Genomic DNA, 17,155 nt, shown 5'->3' with positions numbered 1-17,155 from the left:
TTAATATCGAGACAACCCCAGGGAGAATGGATCGCTCGTCCTACCAACCCTATTCAAGCATGCGGTGCCGGGTGGCGATTTGAGCCAGCGCAACAAATCGCAGATTTACTGGAAGCTAGGACGAGACTGGTCCTGCTCGAGGTCGCTTGGCACCATGCCATATGTCCGCAGCACGGTCGTTTTCGTCTCGGGATGGCCGGTACGGACGACTGCCGCAGCACCAGCATGGCCGAACGTCTTCCACAAGTGCTTGGCGTGCTCAATCGCCGCGGCCGGGCTGGCGCATTTGGCCTGCTGGCCTGGAACGAGTTCGCCATCGGTCCGATCGTACGGCAGGGCAATGAAGTGTGTGATCTCGTCCATCGATTGCCCTTTCTCGTTTGGTCGACTTCACCCACAAACAATGGTTCGGCAAAAACCATCTTGATCTGCCTCGGCCCATTTCGCTTGATCGGGATCAACGCGGAATGGCGCATTTCGTTGCTGCATGCGCGAGCGCTCACCGGCGATTGACGTCGGCCCACATTGTAGGGGGCAGGCTGCCGGCGCGCGACATTTCGCGTGCTGCTGTCGTACCGACGGCGACCAGCGTTTGATTACTGAAGCCCAGGGACGCGGCCGATGGCTAGAGCCCGGCAGCGATCGCGATCCGCATCAGTTCCGACATGCTGCGCACATTGGTCTTGGCCATCAGGTTCGCCCGGTAGACCTCCACCGTGCGCGGGCTGATGCCAAGGTCGTGGGCGATCACCTTGTTGATCTTGCCTGCCACGAGACCCCGCAGAACGTCACGTTCGCGCGGCGAGAGATCCACCAAGCGAGCTTCGGCCTCGCGCTTGATCGTATCGTCGGCCGGGGCCGCGGACTGTGCTTGCAAAGCTTCGCCGATTGCGCGCAACAGCGCCTCGTCCTCAAATGGCTTTTCGATGAAATCAACCGCACCTGCCTTCATCGCCTCGACCGCGAGTGCGACGTCTCCATGGCCGGTCATCAGAATGACTGGACATGCTACCGCGTCGGCCTTGAGCTTGCGGATCAGTTCGAGGCCGCTCATGCCGGGCATCCGGATATCAGATACGATGCAGTCGACCTCGCTGCTCTTGAACTGATCGAGAAAGTCGGTTGCCGTCTCATAGGTCGTCACGGCAAAGCCGTTGACGTCGAGCAGGAAGGCCAGCGAGTCGCGCATCGCCGGGTCATCGTCGATTACGAGAATTGTGTGCCGCGTCGTCATGCTTCTTCTCCGTCCTCCGCGAACGGTAGGATGAACCGAAAGACCGTGCCACCACCCGCGTTTGGCATCACATCGATGCGTCCACCATGGGATTCGATGATGGTCCGGCAGATCGAGAGGCCGACGCCCATGCCGTGCTCCTTTGTCGTGATGAAGGGCTGAAACAGGCGGTCGGCGATGTCAGGGCTGATGCCCGGGCCGGTATCGGCGATAGTGAACGTCGCAACTCCGTTAGCCTTGGTGACGCCGACGGTCAACTCGCGGCGTGGGCCGGAGGCCATCGCCTCGATCGCATTGCGAACCAGGTTGAGGACGACCTGCTGAATCTGGATCTTGTCGACGATGATCGAGGGCATGTCGCGGTCGCTGCGGATCGCCACCCGGACGCCCTGCTCCTTGGCGCCGAGCAGCGCCAGCGCGACGGCCTCTTCAAGCAGGGTGGCAGGGCTCTCCAGGGAGTGTTGGGTCTCGCCTTTGGCGACGAATTCGCGCAGGCGCTTGATGATGTCGCCGGCCCGTAGCGCTTGCTGTGCGGCGCGCTCGAGCGCGTCCTGAATGCGGTTAGCATCCGGTGTCTTCGACGCCAGCAAAGCCTTCGTGCCGCGCATGTAGTTCGTGATGGCTGACAGGGGCTGGTTGATCTCATGCGCGATCGAGGACGCCATCTCTCCCATCGCGGTCAATCGCGACACGTGGACCAACTCGGATTGCAGCTCCTGAAGCCGCCGCTCCTGCGCGCGGCGCTCGGTGAGATCGCGGATGAACCCGGTGAAGAAGCGCTCTCCGCGCACCTTGGCCTCGCCGACGGCGAGCTCCATCGGAAAGGTCGAGCCGTCGCTTCGTTCTCCAACCACGATGCGGCCGATGCCGATGATGCGCCGTTCGCCGGTCGTAAGATAACGTTCGAGGTACCGGTCGTGCTCGCCGCGATACGGCTGGGGCATCAGGCTCGAAACGTTGTTTCCGACGACCTGGCTCGCTTTCCAGCCAAACAGGCGCTCGGCTGCCGCGCTGAAGGAGCGAATGATGCCGTGGTCGTCGATCACGATCATGGCGTCAGGGACCGTGTCCAGGATCGATTGCAGATGGGCCTGGCGATTTCGCGCCTGATCGCTTTCGCGCAACAGGCGGTCGCCCATGAAGCCGAGGACCGGGCCGAGGACGGCAAAGCAAGCGATATCGATCAGATTCGCAGGGTCGGTGACCAGGCTCTTGCCGAGGAATTTGGCGCTGATGATGAGGCACAGCAGGGTGGTGAAGATCGCCGGGCCGCGGCCACCGGCGAATGCCACGAACAATACGGCGGGCACGTAGATGATCGTGAAGGTCCGGTCTTCGAAATAGTTATCAAGCCCCGCGCGCACCGCGAAGACGAGCGCGGCCGCTGCCGCGGCAGTGCCATAACGGTACCAGATACGATCGGACATATTTCCCCGGCGAAGCCCTCAGCCCGATCGATCCTACAACGTCCGGACGGCGGAAGCCACCGACCGCGCGCCGGCCAAGGCGGCGGGACAGGTCTATCTGACCCAGGAACGCCAATGCGTCGGCTGCACCAGGATGCGTTCGGCGGTCTCCGCCTTTACCCAGCCGCCCAGGATGCGGCGGCAGGGGAAGACGAGCTTGTGAATCGCATTACCTTCGATCACGGCTAGCTCAAGGTCGCGGTCGAAGGGGGCCGTAGCGACCCCCTCCCATGTCGCGCTGACGCCCGCTTCTGGGCGCTCTGGAGCGTCGCGTGTTGGCACGTCAGGCTGCCTCCTGAATAGCCTCGTCGACACCGCTGGTCTTTCGTGCAAACAGGTTCAGCTCGATCGTACCCAGCGAACGCGCGGTCTCGATCGCGTACGTCGCGTCGCTTGCGCTACGCGCGGTAGCACCCTTGGCCCAGTCCTGCAGAGCCGTGATTTTCTCGGCCACCGAGGCGGTAGAGTTGAACCTGCGGAAAAGCTCCCAAGCTTCGTTCGATTCGATCTGGATCTGCTCGAACCAGTGCTGGTTTGCCTCGATCAGCTTCTCCGAGAATTCCGACTGCACCGCCATCGCCCGCTTCGCGTAGCTCTGGATCGCGTCGGAGACGGGACGGGCTTCGCTATGGTCTGTCATGTCCAACATCCTTCGTTGTGAGGAGTATTGCTTCTCATGCGGGCTGCCCCTGCGCGTTGACGCGCGTCAACTCGATAGCTTCTGGTCCGCGTGATTCTCGCGACCAGGCTAGCTGCCCTTGGGACTGACGACGGCACCGGTTTGCAGATTGATGAAGTGGACGCCGTCGCAGGCGGCGCAGGAAATCGAGTGCAGTTCGTCAGCCGGGAGTTCGGATGCGACGGCAGGTAGCAGGCCCTGAACTCGATCGCCGGTATTTGGGCACGAGAAGATGATGGGGCGCCAAGCCCTTATGTCTGACATTTGTACGATCCTGATGGATGACCACCCTAACGGTGGCGCTTCGCCCCGTTTTGATGCAGGTCAAAATTCCAGTCGGGTGGTCGGATCGGGGCAGGCGGCGGTCTAGAACGGTCGGCGCCGACGGAGCTGGTGGAGGCTCGATTTGGCAGGCTGCCTGAGCGGCCCTCTTGGCCGCTGGAGCATCCTGGCGAACGTCACGACGACAATCACCAACGCTCCCATCGAGGCAAGCAGGTTCTGCAGCATGATTCTGATCTCCTGACAGGACATCAGCATCGTCGATCATCGGTCGCGTCGCCTTGATTTCCGTCAAGCGCAGGCGTTGAGGAAGATCAACGCAGATGAGCCGATTGCGTGTGACCTTGGTCGCAGGCGATGCAAGGAGAGCGGCAATGCGTGCACATCAGATTATGGCAAGACACGTCATCACTGTCGGAACCGAGACGTCCATTCTCGACGCCGCGAAGCTGATGATGGATCACCACATCAGCGGCCTGCCGGTAGTCGATGCGGCTGGAAGACTGGTTGGAATCCTGTCGGAGAGTGACTTTCTGCGACGAAGCGAGATCGGCACGCAGCGCCGGCGTAGCGGCTGGTTTAGGTTTCTTCTCGGCTCCGGCTATGCGGCCGCGGACTTCGTCCACGAGCGAGGGCGGAAGGTCGGAGAGATCATGTCGTGCGACCCGGTCACCGTGACGGAAGAAACGCCGCTGCCCGATCTGGTCGACCTTATGGAGAAGAAGGGTGTCAAACGGCTGCCAGTGATGCGTGACGGGCGGCTCGTCGGCCTCGTGACGCGGGCGGACCTGCTGCGGGCGGTCGCGTCCATCGCGCATCAGGTTCCGGATCCCACAGCGGATGACCAGCACATCCACGATCGCATTGTGCGAGCCCTCGATGGCGCAAACTGGTGTCCGCTCGGGCTGCAAGTCTCGGTGCTCGATGGCGTGGTGCATCTTCGTGGGATCATCATGGACGAGCGGGCGAGGCAGGCGGCGATCGTCGCCGCGGAGAATGTCGCCGGCGTCAAGGACGTGCACGATCATCTGTGCTACGTCGACACCTATTCCGGCTTCTATATCCAATCCGCGGAAGACGAGCGAGCGGCGGCCGCCAAAGCGGCGAGCGAGACGGTCGGATGATCGCTCGCCCTGCACCGCTGCTGATCCCGCTGATTGTGATCGCCGTGGTCAGCGCCGATGTCGTGGGATTCGCCGCAACGTTGCTTGCGATCTGTATGATCGTGGGCTTCGCGATCGTTGCCTCCGGATGGACCGTCGGCGGCAAAACAACATCAACATCAATACCTGCAGTCCGGCCGTCAGCCCCAGATTGGACGTCTCGCGACAAATAGCACCTCGTTCGGTCTGGCCGTCGTTCCGGAGGGCGTGGCCCGGACAGAACGTGCCTCGCTCGCGGTCCTGGCGATTGAGGTCGCTCAAGGCCCTGGTGCCTTCAATATTCGACGCAACAAGGCACCGCGCCGCAGCGCATTCCGTTGCGACAGATCAATACGGGCATCTCGCACCAGTGACAGCATGAGCATCGAATCAGCCCACGCGAGGGTGCCATGACATCATTCGACGTTCGTTTCATCAAAACAGTTTGCGACGATACCGGCCATGAACATCGCGCCTGCCAGGCAGCGTTCAAGGTCGACGCAGTCTCGCTTTCTGCGGCCGCACAGCTGGCCGAAGCCGACTTCTGCAGACAGAAGGGTGTCCGCGACTGGACGATCTTTGCGGACTCCATGGAGCTTCGAACGCCGCCGACATTGCCATCAGCCTGGGGTGGCTAATGATCTTGCGCGGCGGCCGCGATCGATTGCCGCGACGTCGCGCGTTTGACCGAGATCAAATCGACAATTGCGTCCTTCGATTAAAGGTGAAGAGCCAAAACGGGGCTTGAATAATGACCGACCGATCAGAAGGCAGCAGCTCGCCGCAATTCGAGAGTCTTCTCGCCCGCTTGCGGGCATTTCTTGCACGTCGACATGAATTCGATCTCATGACTCCTCGAGAGGTCGACGAGATCGCTCAAGAGCTCAACTTCTCGACGCCGGACCTTCGTGCCCTTGCCCGCGAGCAAGGTTCGCCGGAGTTGCTCGGCAAGCGTCTCGAGCATGCAGGCTTGTCCGAGCAGACGCTCGCTTCTTCCCATTGCGATGTGTTGCGCGATCTGCAGCGCGTGTGCGGTCTTTGCCAGGAGAAGGCACGTTGCGCCGATGATCTCGCGCGGGAGCGCCGGGCCAGCCCGGCAAGATACTGTCCGAACGAAATGACCTTGACCGCACTGAGCCGCGGCGCCGGCGGCACGCGGTACGGCACCGGAATTGATGCCGATCAAGCAGCTGGCAGCGAGACTGTGATTTCCCTGACGTCATCGCATCCAAAGAGAGCCTCCACATGACAGGTCCATCCTCCGTTTCAAAGTCGATGACGATGGGCGAGGCCGGCTTGGCGTCGGCACTCGCAGCCTTTGCCTTCATTAGCTTTCTCGGCGCGGCGATGGGGCACGATGCGGCGTTTAGCTTTCACGCGTCGCTCGCGTGTGCCGCCAGCTTGATCGCGGTGATCATGATCGGCAACCGCTACCTTGACCGCCCGGCCGAGCTGCCTCCGGCGGAGATCGGCGGGCGCCCCAACTACAATCTCGGCCCGATCAAGTTTGCTTCCGCCATGGCGATGTTCTGGGGCATCGCGGGTTTCACCGTGGGGCTCATCATCGCCTTGCAGCTGGCCTGGCCGGCGCTCAATTTCGATCTGCCCTGGACGACATTCGGCCGCCTGCGGCCGCTGCATACGTCGGCCGTGATCTTCGCATTCGGCGGAAATGTCCTGATCGCGACATCGTTCTATGTCGTGCAAAAGACCTGCCGTACGCGCCTTGCAGGCGACCTGTCGCCGTGGTTCGTCGTGGTCGGCTACAATTTCTTCATCCTGATCGCCGGCACGGGCTATCTGCTCGGCGTGACCCAGTCGAAGGAATACGCCGAGCCGGAGTGGTACGCCGACCTCTGGCTGACGATCGTCTGGGTGACTTATCTGCTCGTGTTCCTGATGACGCTCGTGAAGCGCAAGGAGCCGCACATCTTCGTCGCCAACTGGTTCTACCTGGCGTTCATCATCACGATCGCGGTCCTGCATCTCGGCAACAACCCGGCGCTGCCGGTCTCCTTCCTCGGCTCGAAGTCCTACATCGCCTGGGGCGGCGTCCAGGATGCGATGTTCCAGTGGTGGTACGGCCACAATGCGGTCGGCTTCTTCCTGACCGCCGGCTTCCTGGCGATCATGTACTACTTCATTCCGAAGCGGGCGGAGCGTCCGATCTATTCCTACCGGCTGTCGATCATTCATTTCTGGGCACTGATTTTCCTCTACATCTGGGCCGGCCCGCATCACTTGCACTACACGGCGTTGCCGGACTGGGCGCAAACCCTCGGCATGACGTTCTCGATCATGCTCTGGATGCCGTCCTGGGGCGGCATGATCAACGGCTTGATGACGCTGTCGGGAGCCTGGGACAAGCTGCGCACCGATCCCGTGCTGCGCATGATGGTGGTTTCGGTCGCCTTCTACGGCATGTCGACCTTCGAGGGACCGATGATGTCGATCAAGGTGGTCAATTCGCTGAGCCACTACACCGACTGGACCATTGGCCATGTGCATTCCGGCGCATTGGGCTGGGTCGGTTTCGTGTCATTCGGCGCGCTGTACTGTCTCGTCCCGTGGCTCTGGAATCGCCAGCTCTACAGTGTGAAGCTCGTCAACTGGCACTTCTGGATCTCGACCATCGGCATCGTGCTCTACATCTCCGCGATGTGGGTGTCGGGAATCCTGCAGGGCCTGATGTGGCGTGCCTACACCTCGCTCGGCTTCCTCGAATATTCCTTCATCGAGTCCGTCGAGGCCATGCATCCCTTCTACATCATCCGCGCCGCCGGTGGCGCGCTGTTCCTGGTCGGCGCTCTGATCATGGCGTTCAATCTCTGGATGACGGTCAATGCCGGCCGAGCCAGCGAAACCGAGGGCGCAAGTGCCCTCCAGCCTGCCGAATAGGTCACGACATGTCTCTCTGGAACAGACACAAGATCTTTGAGAAGAACTCGATCATTCTGATCGTCGGCATTCTCGCCGTCATTGCCATCGGCGGACTGGTCGAGATCACGCCGTTGTTCTACCTGAAGAGCACGATCGAGGCGGTCGATGGCGTGCGGCCCTATACGCCGCTCGAACTCGCCGGCCGCAACATCTATGTCCGCGAGGGCTGCTACCTCTGCCATTCGCAGATGATCCGGCCGCTGCGCGACGAGGTCGAGCGCTACGGCCACTATTCGCTTGCTGCCGAGAGCATGTACGACCATCCGTTTCAGTGGGGCTCCAAGCGCACCGGACCGGATCTGGCGCGCGTCGGCGGCAAGTACTCGGACGATTGGCACGTCACGCACCTGATCAATCCACGCTCGATCGTTCCGCAGTCGGTGATGCCCGGATACCCGGCGCTCGCCAGGACGGACCTCGACCCGTCCGACGCCGCGGCTCATCTGCGGACCAACCGCGCGGTCGGCGTGCCCTATACCGACGAGCAGATCGCCAACGCGGCCGCCGATCTGAGAGCACAGGTCGATCCAGACGGATCCGGCACCGACGCGTTCCAGAAGCGCTATCCGAAGGCGGTGGTCCGCAACTTCGACGGCAAGGCCGGCAATCCGACCGAACTCGACGCGCTGATCGCCTATCTGCAGATGCTCGGCACGCTCGTCGATTTCAAGCTCTACAACGAAAAAGCCAATCTGCGCTGAGGGCACGAGCATGAAAGCGATCATCCAAGTCGAGAATTTCGCATCCAGCCTGGTCGGCACGCTCTGGACTCCCGTCTTCGTTGGAATCTTCATCGCCATCGTCGTCTACGCGCTTTGGCCCCGCAACAAATCTCTTTTCGATGCTGCAGCCCGGATGCCGCTGCGGGAGGACTGACCGATCATGAGCGAGCACAACGAGATTGACCGCATTTCCGGCCGCAGCACGACCGGTCATGAGTGGGATGGCATCAAGGAGTTGAATACGCCGTTGCCGCGGTGGTGGGTCCTGACATTCTATGCGACGATCATCTGGGCGATCGGCTACTGGGTCGTCTATCCGGCCTGGCCGCTGGTCTCGGGCTACACGACCGGCCTGTTCCATTATTCCACCCGCGCCAGTGTCGCGACCGACCTTGCCGATCTCGAGAAGCTGCGTGGCGAGAAGATGGCGGTGCTCGGCAACGCCTCGCTGGCCGACATCGAGAAGGACCCGGGTCTGCTCGCGCTGGCGCGTGCCCGCGGCAAGACCGTGTTCGCCGACAATTGCGCGCCCTGCCACGGCAGCGGCGGCGCGGGTGCAAAGGGCTATCCGAACCTGAACGACGACGACTGGCTGTGGGGCGGCTCGCTCGAACAGATCATGCAGACCATCCAGTTCGGTGCCCGTTCCGGACACGCCAAGGCCCATGAAGGCCAGATGCTGGCGTTCGGCCGCGACGGCGTTCTCAAGAAGGACGAGATCGTGACGGTCGCCAACTATGTGCGCTCGCTTTCCGGCCTTTCCACCGCGCCGAAATTCGACGCCGCGGCAGGAAAGAAGATATTTGCCGAGAATTGCACCAGCTGCCACGGTGACAACGGCAAGGGTAACCAGGAGCTCGGCGCGCCGAACCTGACCGACCGGATCTGGCTCTACGGCTCCGACGAGGAGACCCTGATCGAGACCATCACCAACGGCCGCGCCGGCGTGATGCCGGCCTGGGTCGGCCGGCTGGACCCGGTCACCGTGAAGGCGCTGGCGGTCTATGTGCACTCGCTCGGTGGCGGCAAATAGCCGCCACCAACGAGGGCGTCCGGGATCATTGACCGAGGTCAAACCCGGACCTGGTGCGGGGATGTAGCTTTCAATGAGAGCCTCATTCGAGCAGCCCATGAACAAGCCCGTGCCGCCTGACGAACTCATGACCGACGAAGATGGGCCGCTCTACGCGCCCCGCAAGAAGGTGTACCCGCAGAGCGTCTCGGGCCGGTTCCGCTCGATCAAATGGCGGCTGATGGCCGTCTGTCTCGGCGTCTATTATCTGCTGCCTTTCGTGCGCTGGCATCGGGGTCTCGGCGCGCCCGACCAGGCGGTCCTGATCGATTTTCCGAACCGCCGCTTCTATTTCTTCTTCATCGAGCTCTGGCCGCAGGAGGTCTACTACTTCACCGGCCTTCTGGTGCTGGCGGCGCTCACCCTGTTCCTGATGAATGCGCTCGGTGGCCGGATCTGGTGCGGCTATCTTTGCCCGCAGACGGTCTGGACCGATCTGTTCTATGCGGTCGAGCGCCTGGTCGAAGGTGACCGCCGCGCGCAGATGAAGGCCGACGCTGGTCCAATGACCGTGAAGCGAGCCGGTCGCCGTGCATTGAAGCATGCGATCTGGCTGCTGATCGCCTGGTGGACCGGCGGCGCCTGGGTGCTCTACTTCGCCGATGCGCCGACCCTGGTGCGCGATCTGGCGACCTTTCAGGCACCGGCGATCGCCTATCTCTGGATCGCGATCCTGACCGCGTCGACCTATCTGCTGGCCGGCTACATGCGCGAGCAGGTCTGCGTCTATATGTGCCCGTGGCCGCGGATCCAGGCCGCGCTGACCGACGAATGGGCGCTCAACGTCACCTATAAATACGATCGCGGCGAACCACGTTGCTCGGTGAAGAAGGCGTTCGACATTCGCTCGCTCGGCGAGAAGGCCGGCGATTGCATCGATTGCAACCAGTGCGTGGCCGTGTGTCCGACCGGGATCGACATTCGCGAGGGCGCGCAGCTTGGCTGCATCCAATGCGGCCTGTGCATCGATGCCTGTGATGCCGTCATGACCAAGGTCAGCCGCAAGACCGGTCTGATCGGCTACGACAACGATATCAATGTTCAGCGGCGCATCGCCGGCAAGGAAGAGATCTTCAAGCCGGTTCGTGCTCGTACCGTCGTCTACGCCAGCCTGATCACCGTGGTCTGTGCGGTGATGCTTTATGCCCTGATGTCGCGGACCCTGCTCGACGTCAACGTGTTGCACGACCGCAACCCGATCGCGGTGCGTCTCAGCGACGGCGCGATCCGCAATGGGTACACGCTGCGCTTTCTCAACAAGCGCGGCTTTGATCGTGTGATCGCGATCGACGTCGATGGACCAACCGACGCCAAGCTGCACGTCATCGGTGCGGACTCGGTGACGCCAGACCGCCCGATGATCGTGCTTGGCCGCGACACCACCACCGAACTTCGCGTGCTGGTGACGGTGCCGTTCGATGAAAAAGCGGAAAAGTCCGTGCCGGTCACGTTCCGCGTCACCGACATCGGCCTCGGAGAGGTCGCCTTCGCGACCGACCACTTCGTTCTTCCCTAACCACGGAAATCTCGCCATGGCAGCCTCCAGTTCAGCCGCGCGACCCATCACCGGGCGTTTCGTCCTGGTCACGACGATCGCGTTCTTCGCCGTCGTCATCAGCGTGAACATGGTCATGATGCGGCTTGCCATTTCGACTCTGCCGGGCACCGAGGTCGACAGCGCCTACAGCGCGAGCCTCGCCTATCAACGCGAGATCGACGCGGCCAGGCAGCAGAACGAGCGCGACTGGCAGGTCCAGGCGCATATCGATCGGGGGCCTGACGGCAGCGCCGCACTTGCACTCGAGGCGCGCGACCACGCCGGCGCACCGCTGACGGGAATGAGTTTCCTCGCCCGGCTCGAACGGCCGATCGATCGTCGCGCCGACCGGGCAATCGAGATTGGTGAGGCCAGGGGTGGGAACTATAGCGGCCGCGCCGAAGGCGTCGCGGCAGGGCAGTGGGACCTCGTCATCGAGGGCGACGCCGACGGCCGGCGCATGTTCCTGTCGAAGAACAGAATCCTGCTGAACTGACGGTGCATCCCATGCAGGCGGATATCGATTTCTCCCACTATCTGAAGAGCGCGGGCACCGGGCTCGTTCATCTCGATCTCGCAGTCGAGGGCATCAATTGCGCGGGCTGCATGGCCAAGATCGAGCGCAATCTGTCAGCCATACCTGACGTCACCTCAGCCCGCGTGAACCTGACGGACAGTCGCCTTGCGCTGGAATGGAAGGCGGGTGCTCTTGAACCGGCGCTGTTCGTGAGCCGGCTCGCGGAGCTCGGCTATAAGGCCTATCCGTTCGAGCGGGACGATGCCGAGGCGCTGGAAGCGCAGCGGGCGCAAGGCCTGCTGCGCCGGCTGGGCGTCGCGGCCTTTGCCGCGATGAACGTGATGATGCTGTCGGTCCCGGTATGGTCTGGCAACGTCTCCGACATGCTGCCGGAACAACGCGACTTCTTCCACTGGCTGTCGGCGCTGATCGTGCTGCCGGCCGCCGCCTATTCGGCGCAGCCCTTCTTCTCGTCGGCGCTGTCGGCGCTGCGGGCACGCGGCGTCAACATGGACGTGCCGATCAGCATCGGCATCGTGCTCGCGCTGGCGACTTCGGTGATCGAGACCATCAACCACGCCGAACATGCCTATTTCGATGCCGCGATCATGCTGATCGCGTTCCTGCTCGCCGGCCGCTACCTCGACCAGAACATGCGGCGGCGGACCCGCGCCTTTGCCGGAAACCTCGCTGCGTTGAAGGCCGAGACGGCGACGAAGTTCATCAGCCCGACCGAGATCAAGACGGTCCCGGCAGCCGCAATCCGGCCCGGCGACATCGTGCTGCTGCGGCCGGGCGAGCGCTGCGCGGTCGACGGCAATGTGATCGAGGGCCGCTCGGAGGTCGATCAGAGCCTGATCACGGGCGAAACCTTGCCGGCGATGGCGACGCCCGGCAGCGCTGTGTTCGCCGGCACGCTGATCCGTTCCGGCACGCTGCGCATTCGCGCAACGGCGGCCTCGGGCGGCACTCTGCTCGACGAAATATCCCGGCTTCTCGATCGAGCGCTGCAGGCGCGCTCGCGCTATCTTCGTCTGGCGGAGCGCGCATCGAGGCTCTATGCCCCGGTCGTGCACGCCACCGCGCTCCTGACGATGCTGGGGTGGCTGGCCTATGGCGCGAGTTTTCATGATTCGATCGTGACGGCGATTGCGGTCCTGATCATCACCTGTCCCTGCGCGCTGGGGCTAGCCATTCCGGCCGTGCAGACCGTTGCATCCGGGACGCTGTTTAGTTCGGGCGTGCTGCTCAACGCCGGCGATGCGATCGAACGGATCGCCGAAATCGATCGGGTGATCTTCGACAAGACGGGCACCTTGACGCTGCCCGAGCTCGATGTCGCCAACCTCGCTGTTATCCCGGACGATGTCGTGAAGCTCGCGGGCCGACTGGCACTCTCGAGCCGTCATCCGGTCGCTGCCGCGGTCGCACGCAAGGCGGGCGTCGCCGCACCACTGTCGAATATCCAGGAGGAGCCGGGCCAGGGCGTCCATGGTTTTCACGAAGGGCGTCCGATCCGGCTGGGCCGAGCGTCATTCTGTGGCGCGGACGACCTCGCCAACGAGATTCTGTGCCGCGATCCGGAGGCGTCCGTCGTCGCATTCAGCCATGGCGAGAGCCGATATGCCTTCGCGGTCCGGCAACGGCTGCGGCCGGACGCAGCCGAGGTGGTAGCAGGGCTGGCGCGCATGGGCATCGCCGTCGAGATCGTGTCCGGAGATCGCGAACCTGCGGTCCGGCTGGCGGCCGAGGTGCTCGGCGTGCATGAATGGCGCGCCGAGGTGTCCCCGGTCGACAAGATCGAACGGATCGAGGAGCTGGCGCGCCGGGGCTGCAAGGTACTGATGGTCGGCGATGGCTTGAACGACGCGCCGGCTCTCGCCGCGGCGCATGCATCGATGTCACCCGTTACGGCCACGCACATGAGCCAGGCAGTCGCCGATGCGGTCTTTCTCGGCGAGCGTCTTGCGCCGGTGCTGTCAGCGGTCAAGGTGTCGCGCAAGGCGCTGCGGCTAATGCGGCAGAACCTCTGGCTTGCCGTCGTCTACAATGTGCTGGCGGTGCCGATCGCGATCGCCGGCCTGGTGACGCCGCTGATCGCCGCGGCAGCCATGTCGGGTTCGTCGGTGATCGTGATGCTGAACGCGCTACGGGCACGAACGAGGGAGGCAGCCTGATGGAAGTCCTGGTCATTCTGGTGCCGTTGGCTCTCGCGCTTGGCTTTGCCGGCCTGCTCGGCTTCCTTTGGTCCCTCAAAAGCGGCCAGTACGACGATCTCGACGGCGCAGCGTGGCGCGCCATCGTCGATGATGAGCCCACCGGCGGTCAGGGCGGGACCAAATAATGAAAATATACCAATGAAGCCGCCGCGGCGATGGTCATTGCCGTTGAGGCGAGCGCCAGCACCAATGTCCAGTCCGTTCGACGCGATTGCGGCATCCGCGAGCGGAGAAGCAGGACAGAGACCAGCCGGTTGACGGCGCCAAACCGGGCCATCGTCAGCAGCAGCACATCGGCAGCACGTCAGGCCGCCAATGGCGCCAGTGCGTCGCCGACACGGCAACTGGTTGCATCGTGGTGGCGTCCAGCCATCCCTCGGTGTGGCGGATGCAGGGGCGGCTGAGCTGCTGGCGTTCACCATCAATTCTTGCAAGTTCGATCACGCAACCAAATGGCGCCGACGCGATGTCTCGCCATTCGAACAGGGTGAGCCGGCGAAGCCATGATGTGAGTGTGTGGCGCATGCAACGTCGCCTCCGGTCGATGTTAGTCCTTGTCGCACGTGTCGCAGTTCGCGTGATTGACATGGCTCAATCCAGGTGTGCGACGGCTGGGGCGCCGTTGACCCACCTCAATCCAGTAGCCGGGAGGGCGCGATATTCTCGAAACGCTCGCCAGCCAGGAGTCTTGTCCGTGCAGGGCGGCAATCGGCAAACGTCAGGCACGGCGGAAAGCGTGAGACCGTCGTCCGGAGGCAGCAGCGGCAGGAGCTTGCATGGTCGAACTGGCGGATGAGCAGGCCACCGCGCGTGGAAAGACGTTTCGAACTCGCTGGGCAAGATTGAAGAGCCATCCGCTGGCGCGACTGGGGCCTGGGCTGATCACGGGCGTGGCCGACGACGATCCCAGCGGCATCGCCACCTACTCTCAGGCGGGCGCTCAGTTTGGCTTGAACATGCTGTGGACGATGCCGCTGGCGTTCCCGCTCATGGCCGCCATTCAATCGATGTGCGGCCGGATCGGACGGGTGACCGGTCGTGGCTTGGCAGCGAATATCAGGGCTGCGTTCCCGCCTGTCGTCCTGAAGGGTGTGGTGTTGCTCCTGCTGATCGCGAACACGCTCAATATCGGAGCCGATGTCGCGGCCATGGGGGAGGTCGGCGAGCTCGTTACGGGAATGGATCGTCACGCGATGGCAATCATGTTTGCCGTCACGACACTCCTGCTTCAGATATTCGTGCCGTATCATCGCTACGTCTTCTTCCTGAAGTGGTTGACCCTTTCGCTGCTGGCGTATGCTGCCGTGCTGTTTACCGTCCACGTTCCCTGGGGCGAGGTGGCCGTGCGCACGCTGTGGCCACAATTGCGCTTGGATTCAGGTACCGCCGCCGTCGTTGTCGGCGTATTCGGGACGACCATCAGCCCGTATCTCTTCTTCTGGCAGGCCTCAGAAGAGGTCGAGGACATGCTCGCACAAGGCGGCATGTCTCTCCTGCAGGATCCGAACAATGCATCGACGGAGTTGCGACGGATTGAGTGGGATACCTGGAGCGGGATGTTTTACTCTGACATTACGGCCTACTTCATCATCCTGGCGACCGCGGTCACGCTACATGTCGCAGGAATCACCGACATCGAGACGGCCGCCCAGGCGGCTGGTGCGTTGCGGCCGCTCGCAGGGGATTTCGCCTTTGAGCTGTTCGCGATCGGTATCGTCGGCGTCGGTCTGATCGGCGTGCCGGTTCTCTCAGGCTCAGCAGCCTATGCGTTCGCTGAAGCGATGGGCTGGAACGAAGGCCTCGAGAGGACGCCGCTGGACGCGCGCGGGTTCTATGGCGTCATCACGCTCAGCGTCGTGACGGGATTGCTGATCCAGTACTCGCCGATCAGCCCCATGAAGGCGCTGTTCTGGAGTGCCGTAATCAACGGCGTCGTCGCCGTCCCGCTGATGGTCGTGATCCTTCTCCTCGCCTCGAGGTCGTCCGTCATGGGCCCATATACCTCTGGCCGGCCGATCCTGGCCCTCGGGTGGGTCGCGACCCTCGTGATGGGGTTCGCTGCCGGCATGATGTTCGTGCCAGGGTAACTAGCCGCGTGGTGGTCTTGCTCAGAGCGTTGTGTCCCAGATGGCACCTCGCTCAGGTTCGAATGGGCATGGGCTCGACTCGATTGCGGACGCGTCGTCGGAGCGGCCAAACACGATCCTGGGTGCGCTCCAGTACGCCGAACGCGCTATCGGATTCGAGCCATCGGATCGCTATGCGGCGCAGCCCGGCAGGAAAGCTTCCTGCCGGGCTGCCTCATCGGCGTTCCCGAGGGGGTCGGGCCCGCGCAATGACCGGCAATCGCGGTCGCATCCAGATTGCGCGTTGGGTAAGGGGCAGCGCCTAGATGTCGCCAAGCCTGGACCAGGCAAGGTCGATCAGCGACCCGATCCGGGCCGACTGAGCCTGCAGTTGGCCACGGCTTTCCGGATTTTCGATTCGTTCGATCGCAGTGCACGTTTGTGCGTGAGTGATCTGAAGGGCGAACACGGCCTCCTGCAGTGCTTCCCGGACTTTCCGCCGCCGGGCATCCCAGAGCCCGGACAAGTCGATCGACCGGGACCCTGCGTATGCGTCAAGTACCGTAGATTTACGGCGCCTGCGTGCATGAGAGCTCGCGATGTTCGGCACTTTGGACTTCTCCCTTGGCTTGGCGGTCCGTGTCGATTCTCTTGCCAAGGATATTGAGGGCGGTGTCTTAATTGTCCGATCAACGTGCTTATCGGAATTCGGCAAAGCATGGGATTTTCGTGCTTAATTGGTTGAAAACGGTATATGCATATAAATTACAGGTATATGCGGATAACGAGGATTCGCCATGAAGCACGATGCGCTGACGCCCGAAGAATTGGCCATCGTGGGAAGCTGCTGCGCCGCATTCAATGTTCGAAAGGCAAGTCGGGTGATTACTCGGCTGTACGCCGAGGCCTTTGCACCCGTCGGCGTGGAGCCGACACAATTTATGCTGCTCGCCGCCTGCGCGCGGCAGAGGACCCTGACCATGGGAGCTCTTGCAGTGAGGATGGCAATGGACCCGAGTGCGCTTGCTCGCAATATTGCGGTGCTTGAGCGTCGTGGGCTGGTTAAGGTCGCATTTGGCGTGGACCGTCGGGTGCGAGATATCTCGATATCCGCCCAAGGCAGGAAGATCCTGTCCCGCGTGCTGCCTCGCTGGCGGGCAATACAGGCGAAGCTGGCTGCGCAGTTTGGCGAAGACGGATTTCAGGCGACCGTCGATCTGATGAAAAAGATGACGCAGGCAGGCGAGGCGCTGCTCGCCGATTCAAACTCGTAAGAGGT

Annotated in this window: 20 protein-coding genes; 15 read left to right on the top strand and 5 right to left on the bottom strand. The window is 62.6% G+C overall.

Features of this window, described 5'->3' with window-relative positions; genetic code table 11:
• Window positions 1-225 precede the first annotated feature (225 nt).
• Window positions 226-513 carry a hypothetical protein gene (locus ACVISU_RS13730; RefSeq protein WP_456707295.1) on the top strand — a complete coding sequence of 96 codons (288 nt, stop codon included), beginning with the start codon at window positions 226-228 and terminating at the stop codon, window positions 511-513.
• Window positions 514-625: 112 nt separating this feature from the next.
• Here ACVISU_RS13730 and fixJ read toward each other — a convergent pair whose 3' ends face one another.
• From fixJ to ACVISU_RS13710, 4 genes are all read right to left on the bottom strand, one after another.
• The gene (fixJ, locus tag ACVISU_RS13725) at window positions 626-1,234 is read right to left on the bottom strand and encodes a response regulator FixJ (RefSeq protein WP_050402636.1); all 609 of its coding nucleotides are present in this window, start codon (window positions 1,232-1,234) and stop codon (window positions 626-628) included.
• Window positions 1,231-2,661 (bottom strand): PAS domain S-box protein, encoded by a 1,431-nt coding sequence (locus ACVISU_RS13720; protein WP_456707294.1) that lies wholly within the window; start codon window positions 2,659-2,661, stop codon window positions 1,231-1,233. Before ACVISU_RS13720 ends, fixJ begins: the two co-directional genes overlap by 4 nt.
• A 93-nt stretch (window positions 2,662-2,754) precedes the next feature.
• Window positions 2,755-2,883 (bottom strand): hypothetical protein, encoded by a 129-nt coding sequence (locus ACVISU_RS13715; RefSeq protein WP_283807365.1) that lies wholly within the window; start codon window positions 2,881-2,883, stop codon window positions 2,755-2,757.
• A 100-nt stretch (window positions 2,884-2,983) separates the two neighbouring features.
• Window positions 2,984-3,340: a hypothetical protein gene (locus ACVISU_RS13710; protein ID WP_083992050.1), complete on the bottom strand. Its 357-nt coding sequence runs from the start codon at window positions 3,338-3,340 to the stop codon at window positions 2,984-2,986.
• A 695-nt stretch (window positions 3,341-4,035) separates the two neighbouring features.
• Here ACVISU_RS13710 and ACVISU_RS13705 point away from each other — a divergent pair.
• The 12 genes from ACVISU_RS13705 to ccoS all read left to right on the top strand — a co-directional run bounded on the left by ACVISU_RS13705 (window position 4,036) and on the right by ccoS (window position 13,935).
• Window positions 4,036-4,785 (top strand): CBS domain-containing protein, encoded by a 750-nt coding sequence (locus ACVISU_RS13705; protein ID WP_456707293.1) that lies wholly within the window; start codon window positions 4,036-4,038, stop codon window positions 4,783-4,785.
• The gene (locus ACVISU_RS13700; RefSeq protein ID WP_157113333.1) at window positions 4,782-4,997 is read left to right on the top strand and encodes a hypothetical protein; all 216 of its coding nucleotides are present in this window, start codon (window positions 4,782-4,784) and stop codon (window positions 4,995-4,997) included. Before ACVISU_RS13705 ends, ACVISU_RS13700 begins: the two co-directional genes overlap by 4 nt.
• Window positions 4,998-5,213: 216 nt before the next feature.
• Window positions 5,214-5,441 carry a hypothetical protein gene (locus tag ACVISU_RS13695; RefSeq protein WP_063695308.1) on the top strand — a complete coding sequence of 76 codons (228 nt, stop codon included), beginning with the start codon at window positions 5,214-5,216 and terminating at the stop codon, window positions 5,439-5,441.
• Between the two features lie 113 nt (window positions 5,442-5,554).
• Window positions 5,555-6,052, top strand: a complete 498-nt coding sequence (locus ACVISU_RS13690) for a hypothetical protein (protein ID WP_456707292.1) — start codon at window positions 5,555-5,557, stop codon at window positions 6,050-6,052.
• A 26-nt stretch (window positions 6,053-6,078) separates the two neighbouring features.
• Window positions 6,079-7,701 (top strand): cytochrome-c oxidase, cbb3-type subunit I, encoded by a 1,623-nt coding sequence (gene ccoN, locus ACVISU_RS13685; RefSeq protein WP_456710820.1) that lies wholly within the window; start codon window positions 6,079-6,081, stop codon window positions 7,699-7,701.
• Between the two features lie 8 nt (window positions 7,702-7,709).
• A complete protein-coding gene (gene ccoO, locus ACVISU_RS13680) occupies window positions 7,710-8,444 on the top strand; it encodes a cytochrome-c oxidase, cbb3-type subunit II (protein ID WP_456707291.1) in 735 nt (244 codons plus the stop codon).
• 10 nt (window positions 8,445-8,454) lie between these two features.
• Window positions 8,455-8,619, top strand: coding sequence for a cbb3-type cytochrome c oxidase subunit 3 (locus ACVISU_RS13675; protein ID WP_050402627.1), 165 nt, complete (start codon window positions 8,455-8,457; stop codon window positions 8,617-8,619).
• A gap of 6 nt (window positions 8,620-8,625) precedes the next feature.
• Complete coding sequence (gene ccoP, locus ACVISU_RS13670) at window positions 8,626-9,498, top strand: cytochrome-c oxidase, cbb3-type subunit III (protein WP_456707290.1); 873 nt, start codon at window positions 8,626-8,628, stop codon at window positions 9,496-9,498.
• A gap of 97 nt (window positions 9,499-9,595) precedes the next feature.
• Window positions 9,596-11,053, top strand: a complete 1,458-nt coding sequence (ccoG, locus tag ACVISU_RS13665; RefSeq protein ID WP_456707289.1) for a cytochrome c oxidase accessory protein CcoG — start codon at window positions 9,596-9,598, stop codon at window positions 11,051-11,053.
• Between the two features lie 16 nt (window positions 11,054-11,069).
• The gene (locus ACVISU_RS13660) at window positions 11,070-11,570 is read left to right on the top strand and encodes a FixH family protein (protein ID WP_456707288.1); all 501 of its coding nucleotides are present in this window, start codon (window positions 11,070-11,072) and stop codon (window positions 11,568-11,570) included.
• An 11-nt stretch (window positions 11,571-11,581) separates the two neighbouring features.
• On the top strand, window positions 11,582-13,768 hold the full coding sequence (locus tag ACVISU_RS13655; protein WP_456707287.1) for a heavy metal translocating P-type ATPase: 2,187 nt from the start codon (window positions 11,582-11,584) through the stop codon (window positions 13,766-13,768).
• On the top strand, window positions 13,768-13,935 hold the full coding sequence (gene ccoS, locus ACVISU_RS13650) for a cbb3-type cytochrome oxidase assembly protein CcoS (RefSeq protein ID WP_050402623.1): 168 nt from the start codon (window positions 13,768-13,770) through the stop codon (window positions 13,933-13,935). Before ACVISU_RS13655 ends, ccoS begins: the two co-directional genes overlap by 1 nt.
• Before the next feature lie 154 nt (window positions 13,936-14,089).
• Here ccoS and ACVISU_RS13645 read toward each other — a convergent pair whose 3' ends face one another.
• The gene (locus tag ACVISU_RS13645; protein ID WP_083992017.1) at window positions 14,090-14,335 is read right to left on the bottom strand and encodes a hypothetical protein; all 246 of its coding nucleotides are present in this window, start codon (window positions 14,333-14,335) and stop codon (window positions 14,090-14,092) included.
• Between the two features lie 251 nt (window positions 14,336-14,586).
• Here ACVISU_RS13645 and ACVISU_RS13640 point away from each other — a divergent pair, with 251 nt between their 5' ends.
• The gene (locus ACVISU_RS13640) at window positions 14,587-15,897 is read left to right on the top strand and encodes an NRAMP family divalent metal transporter (protein ID WP_456707286.1); all 1,311 of its coding nucleotides are present in this window, start codon (window positions 14,587-14,589) and stop codon (window positions 15,895-15,897) included.
• Window positions 15,898-16,673: 776 nt separating this feature from the next.
• Entirely contained in the window at window positions 16,674-17,150 is a 477-nt protein-coding gene (locus tag ACVISU_RS13635; protein WP_050402620.1) for a MarR family winged helix-turn-helix transcriptional regulator, read from the top strand.
• Window positions 17,151-17,155: the final 5 nt, after the last annotated feature.

This window comes from Bradyrhizobium sp. USDA 4452 (genome assembly GCF_054063575.1).
This window is presented reverse-complemented; position numbering and strand designations above follow the sequence as displayed.